Origin of the sequence: Variovorax sp. CF313 (assembly GCF_000282635.1) — a bacterium.
Lineage (GTDB): Bacteria > Pseudomonadota > Gammaproteobacteria > Burkholderiales > Burkholderiaceae_C > Variovorax.
This window is the reverse complement of record NZ_AKIW01000049.1, coordinates 1-5,826: the sequence shown is the minus strand read 5'-3', so window position 1 is coordinate 5,826 and position 5,826 is coordinate 1. Positions and strand designations below refer to the sequence as shown.

The following is a 5,826-nucleotide window of genomic DNA, read 5'->3' as shown; positions in this document are numbered from 1 at the left end:
TATGTCGCGGTCGCGAACCCGGGCATCGACCTGGGCTTCGGCCCCTTCGGCCAGACGACCTACTCGCCCAACAAGGCGCGCTTCATCCTGACGCTGACGAAGACGCTGTAAATAAAACAACGAGGTGCGGCCCAAGCTGCCGCACCATTTCATTTCCATCCGAAGGAGAAAACTCATGAAGCTGGTCACAGCCATCATCAAACCGTTCAAGCTCGACGAGGTGCGCGAAGCACTGTCGGCCATCGGCGTGCAGGGGATCACCGTCACCGAGGTGAAGGGCTTCGGCCGCCAGAAGGGCCACACCGAGCTCTACCGCGGCGCGGAGTACGTGGTCGATTTCCTGCCCAAGGTCAAGATCGAGGCGGCCGTCTCGGACGACCTCGTCGACCGCGTGATCGAGGCCGTCGAAGGCGCGGCACGCACCGGCAAGATCGGCGACGGCAAGATCTTTGTCTACAACCTCGAACAAGTCGTTCGCATCCGCACCGGCGAAACGGGCCGCGAAGCCCTCTGATCGAGTCCAGGCCCGAAAGAACAACGATTATGAAAAAACTGCTTGTCTCTCTTGCGTTCGGTTTGAGTGTGCTGGCTGCCGGCACCACCGCCCTTGCACAAACGCCCGCGGCCACGGCCGAGGCGCCCGCTGCTTCGGCATCCGCACCCGCGGCGGCTGCCCCTGCGGCAGCGCCCGCCGCGGCTGCGGCCGCCGCCGCCCCCGCGGCGCCCGCAGCCGCACCGGCTCCGAAGATCGACTCCGGCGACACCGCCTGGATGCTGACTTCGACGCTTCTCGTGATCCTGATGACCATCCCCGGCCTCGCGCTGTTCTATGGCGGCCTGGGCCGCTCGAAAAACATGCTGTCGGTGCTGATGCAGGTCTTCGTGATCTTCTCGCTGATCAGCATCCTGTGGGCCGTCTATGGCTACAGCCTGGCCTTCTCGGGCGACGGCAACTTCCTGGGGACCTTCGACAAGATCTTCATGAAGGGCATCACGCAGGAGACCTTCGGCGCGCTGACCACGATCCCCGAATACGTGTTCGTCGCCTTCCAGGGCACCTTCGCAGCCATCACCGTGGCGCTGATCGTCGGCGCCTTCGCAGAGCGTGCCAAGTTCTCGGCCGTGCTGCTGTTCTCGGTGCTGTGGTTCACCTTCAGCTACGTGCCGATCGCCCACATCGTGTGGGGCGGCGGCCTGCTGGGCAAGGACGGAGCGCTGGACTTCGCCGGCGGCACCGTGGTGCACATCAACGCCGGTGTGGCCGGCCTGGTCGGTGCCTACATGGTCGGCAAGCGCGTCGGCTACGGCAAGGAAGCGTTCACGCCTCACTCGCTCACGCTCACCATGGTCGGCGCTTCGCTGCTGTGGGTCGGCTGGTTCGGCTTCAACGCCGGCTCGGCCGGTGCTGCCAACGCCGTCGCCGGCCTGGCCTTCATCAACACGGTGCTCGCCACCGCTGCCGCGGCGCTGTCGTGGATCCTGGGTGAGAGCCTGCACAAGGGCAAGGCCTCGATGCTGGGTGCCGCGTCCGGCGCCGTGGCCGGCCTCGTGGCCGTCACGCCGGCAGCCGGCTTCGTCGGCCCGATGGGTTCGATCGTGCTCGGCCTGCTGGCCGGCCTGGTCTGCCTGTGGGGCGTGGGCGGCCTGAAGCGCATGCTGGGCGCGGACGACGCGTTCGACGTGTTCGGCGTGCACGGCGTGGGCGGCATCCTGGGTGCCATCCTGACCGGCGTGTTCGCGGCCAAGGGCCTCGGCGGCACCGGCGGCGCAACGCCCGACACCTTCGCGATGGGCGCACAGGTCTGGATCCAGATCAAGAGCGTGGCGCTCACGGTCGTGTGGTCCGGCGTGGTGGCCTTCATCGCCTACAAGATCGCCGACCTGACCCTCGGCCTGCGTGTGTCGGAAGAAGAAGAGCGCGAAGGCCTCGACATCTCCTCGCACGGCGAGACCGCATATAACAGGTAAACCCCCAGGCTACGCGCACTTCGTGTCGCTACGCCAACCCCCTTGCGGGGGGCAACACCAGCGGCCCGGCAAAGCCGGTTCCGCGGTGCCCACCGATTGAAGAAAAAGTTTTCAAGCGAGGTCTCCTTTGGATGTTCAGCCCGCGAGCGCTCCGGCGCCAGCGGGCTTTTTTTTGCCCGCCGCCGCGATGGCCGGGGGCACAATCGCGACACCATGTGGACCTCCATCGAAGACAGCCTCTGCGAGCTCGGCGAGTCGCCGTTCTGGCACCCGGAAGAACGCTCGCTCTACTGGCTCGACATTCCCGGGCGTGCCGTGCTGCGCACGCGCGGCGACATCGGCTCGCCGGAGGCGAAGGTAGAGCGATGGCCCTTGTCCACCGAGCCCGGCTGCATGGCGCCGGCGCGCAGCGGCGGCCTCGTGATCGCATTGCGTGACGGCATCTACCGCGCGCGCCAATGGGGTGGCGAATTGGTCGCGATGGCGCGCGTGGAGCATGACGTGAGCACCATGCGCTTCAACGACGGCAAGTGCGATGCGCTGGGCCGCTTCTGGGCCGGCTCGATCAACGAGGCCAAAGACCGTGCCAATGCCGCGCTCTATTGCCTCGACGCACGCAGCAACACCGGCATCTCGCCGACCATCACGCAGATGGCCAACCAGGCCACCACCGCCAACGGCCTCGCGTTCTCGCCCGACGCCCGCACGCTCTATTGGGCCGACACCCCCGCACACGTGGTGCGCGCGTGGGACTGGGACGCCGAGGGCAACTCGCTCTCGCACGCCCGCGTGTTCCAGCAGTTCGACGCCAAGCCCGAGGGCTGGTCGCCAGACTCGCTGCTGCGCTACGGGGGGCGCCCCGACGGTGCCACCATCGACGCCGAAGGCCACTACTGGGTGGCGATGTTCGAAGGCGCGCAGCTGCTGCGTTTCTCGCCCTCGGGCCAGCAAGTGGCGGCCGTGCCGGTGCCCGTCCAGTGCCCGACCATGCCCTGCTTCGGCGGCGACGACCTGAAGACGCTGTTCGTCACCAGCGGCCGCAAGGGTCGGCCCGCCGCCGAGATCGAGCAGCGGCCGGCCTCGGGCACGGTGATCTCGATGCAGGTCGAGACGCGAGGGTTGCCTGTGAACTTCTTCGAGGACTGATTGGCGTGAAGCGCGTTGTTCGGGGTGCGATCACGCCGACGGGGGACATTCGCGGAGGGGAGTACCCGGTGTCCTGTGCACGCGCCCAGAACGCGATCGTCCCGCAAAGAAGCTAAGACGCCATGGCTGCGCAGCACATCCCCCCGATCCAATGCCTGCTGACCTTCGAGGCCGTCGCAAGGTTGCGGCACGCGGGCCGCGCGGCCGACGAGCTGTGCGTCACGCCCAGCGCGGTGAGCCACCGCATCCGCCAGCTCGAATCGCACGTCGGCTTCAAGCTCTTCGGCCGCAGCGACTTCAGCCTCACGGCAGACGGCGCGGCCTGCCTCGCCAACGTGCGCACGGGGCTCGCCGCGCTGCAGGCCATGCCGCTCGGCGCCAACGCCGCGCAGCGCGCCACTCGCCTGCGCATTGCCGTCACGCCCACCTTCAGCCGGCAGTTCCTCATGCCCCGACTGGAGCTGTTCCGCAACATCTACCCCGACATCGAGCTGGTGCTGCAGGTGTCGATCCCGCTGCTCGACGTGACGGCCGAGCAGGCCGACCTCGAAGTGCGCTACGGCCCCGGCGGGTATGCCGACTGCGAGCACCGGCTGTTGCTCGAGGAGCAGGTGGTGCCCGCCTGCAGCCCCAGCTATCTCAACGAGTTCGGGCCGTTCACGGGTTTTCGCACCGCGGCCGAGATCGCCAGCGCGCGGCTGATCCGCAGCCCGCTCGAACCCTGGGGCACCTGGTTCGCGAGCTGCGGGCTCGACCAGCCCGAGCCGAACATCGGCGCGCAGTTCAACGACCTGGGGCTCGTGTACGACGCCGCCGCCAGCGGCTTCGGCATTGCGCTGGTGCGGCAGAAGATGGGCGCCGCGTGGTTCGAATCGGGCCGGCTGGTCGCGCTGTCCGAGCAGGCCGTGCCGTCGCCGCACCGCCACTACATCTGCTGGCAGCCGGGCACGCTGGAGCGCTGGGAGTGCGCGGCCTTCACCGATTGGCTGGAACAGAGCCTGCGCTGAAGAACCAATCACCACGTTCGCGAAGTTCTTTCAAGCACCCGGCAAAAATCCGTCAACCCAGGGCCGCCGCAATTCCGTAGAGTGCGTGAAATAAACCCCGAGACATCCCGCGAGCAGAAGAAAGCAGAAAGAGGTCGCCGCATGAATGCGCCGCTCACCCCCACGCAGCACGATTCGCTGCAGAAAACACAGCGCCAGTCCGAAGTGGTGCGCGCGCTGCAGGCGCATCTGCCCGCCCACGCGCTGATCTGGCAGGCCGAAGACACCACGCCCTACGAGTGCGACGGCCTCACCGCCTACCGCGCCCGCCCGCTGGTGGTGGCCCTGCCCGAGACCGAGGCGCAGGTGGCCGCCGTGCTCAAGGCCTGCCACCAACTCGGCGTGCCCGTGGTGGCGCGCGGCGCGGGCACCGGGCTCTCGGGCGGCGCCATGCCGCACACCATGGGCGTGACCATGTCGCTGGCCAAGTTCAACCGCATCCTGAAGATCGATCCGGTGGGCCGCACGGCCGTCGTGCAGTGCGGCGTGCGCAACCTCGCCATCAGCGAGGCGGCCGCGCCTTTCAACCTGTACTACGCACCCGACCCGTCGAGCCAGATCGCCTGCACCATCGGCGGCAACGTGGCCGAGAACTCGGGCGGCGTGCACTGCCTGAAGTACGGCCTGACGCTGCACAACGTGCTGCGCGTGCGCGGCTTCACGGCCGAGGGCGAGCCCATCGAGTTCGGTGGCGAGGCGCTCGACGCGCCGGGGCTCGACCTGCTCGCGCTGGTCATCGGCAGCGAAGGCATGCTGGCCGTGACCACCGAGGTCACCGTCAAGCTCGTACCGAAACCGCAGCTCGCGCGCTGCATCATGGCCAGCTTCGACGACGTGCGAAAGGCCGGCGACGCGGTGGCCGCGGTGATCGCGGCCGGCATCATCCCGGCGGGCCTGGAGATGATGGACAAGCCCATGACCGCCGCCGTCGAAGACTTCGTGCGCGCGGGCTACGACCTCGACGCGGCGGCCATCCTGCTGTGCGAATCCGATGGCACACCCGAAGAGGTCGAGGAAGAAATCGGCCGCATGACCGCCGTGCTGCGCGGCTGTGGCGCCACCGCCATCGCGTGCAGCAACAGCGAGGAAGAGCGCATGAAGTTCTGGAGCGGGCGCAAGAACGCGTTCCCCGCCTCGGGCCGCATCAGCCCCGACTACATGTGCCTCGACTCGACCATCCCGCGCAAGCGGCTCGCGGACATCCTGCTGGCCATCCAGCAGATGGAGAAGAAATACAACCTGCGCTGCTGCAACGTGTTCCACGCGGGCGACGGCAACCTGCATCCGCTGGTGCTGTTCGATGCCAACGACCCCGACGAGCTGCACCGTTGTGAACTGTTCGGCGCCGACATCCTCGAGACCAGTGTCGCGATGGGCGGCACGGTGTCGGGCGAGCACGGCGTAGGCGTGGAGAAGCTCAACAGCATGTGCGTTCAGTTCACAGCGGCCGAGAACGAGCAGATGTTCGGCGTGAAGCGCGCCTTCGATCCCGAGGGTATGTTGAATCCCGGCAAAGTGATTCCCACACTGCAGCGCTGCGCCGAGTACGGCAAGCAGGTGGTGCGCGGGGGGAAGTTGCAGCATCCGGATCTGCCGAGGTTCTGACATGGCGACCTGTTTTAACCCGTGGGTTCATTCGGGGCGCGATCACGCCGACGGGGTACCT

At 67.5% G+C, this 5,826-nt stretch carries 5 protein-coding genes; all 5 read left to right on the top strand.

Annotated elements, in window-relative coordinates:
* Positions 1–175: 175 nt before the first annotated feature.
* The 5 genes from glnK (at position 176) to PMI12_RS13970 (ending at position 5,765) form a co-directional block, all read left to right on the top strand.
* Positions 176–514 (top strand): P-II family nitrogen regulator, encoded by a 339-nt coding sequence (gene glnK, locus PMI12_RS13990; protein WP_007833403.1) that lies wholly within the window; start codon positions 176–178, stop codon positions 512–514.
* A gap of 29 nt (positions 515–543) precedes the next feature.
* Positions 544–1,968 (top strand): ammonium transporter, encoded by a 1,425-nt coding sequence (locus PMI12_RS13985; protein WP_007833397.1) that lies wholly within the window; start codon positions 544–546, stop codon positions 1,966–1,968.
* 213 nt (positions 1,969–2,181) lie between these two features.
* Positions 2,182–3,114, top strand: coding sequence for an SMP-30/gluconolactonase/LRE family protein (locus tag PMI12_RS13980; RefSeq protein ID WP_007833394.1), 933 nt, complete (start codon positions 2,182–2,184; stop codon positions 3,112–3,114).
* Positions 3,115–3,236: 122 nt separating this feature from the next.
* Positions 3,237–4,121, top strand: a complete 885-nt coding sequence (locus PMI12_RS13975; RefSeq protein WP_007833392.1) for a LysR substrate-binding domain-containing protein — start codon at positions 3,237–3,239, stop codon at positions 4,119–4,121.
* A 141-nt stretch (positions 4,122–4,262) separates the two neighbouring features.
* Complete coding sequence (locus PMI12_RS13970) at positions 4,263–5,765, top strand: FAD-linked oxidase C-terminal domain-containing protein (RefSeq protein ID WP_007833382.1); 1,503 nt, start codon at positions 4,263–4,265, stop codon at positions 5,763–5,765.
* Positions 5,766–5,826 lie beyond the last annotated feature (61 nt).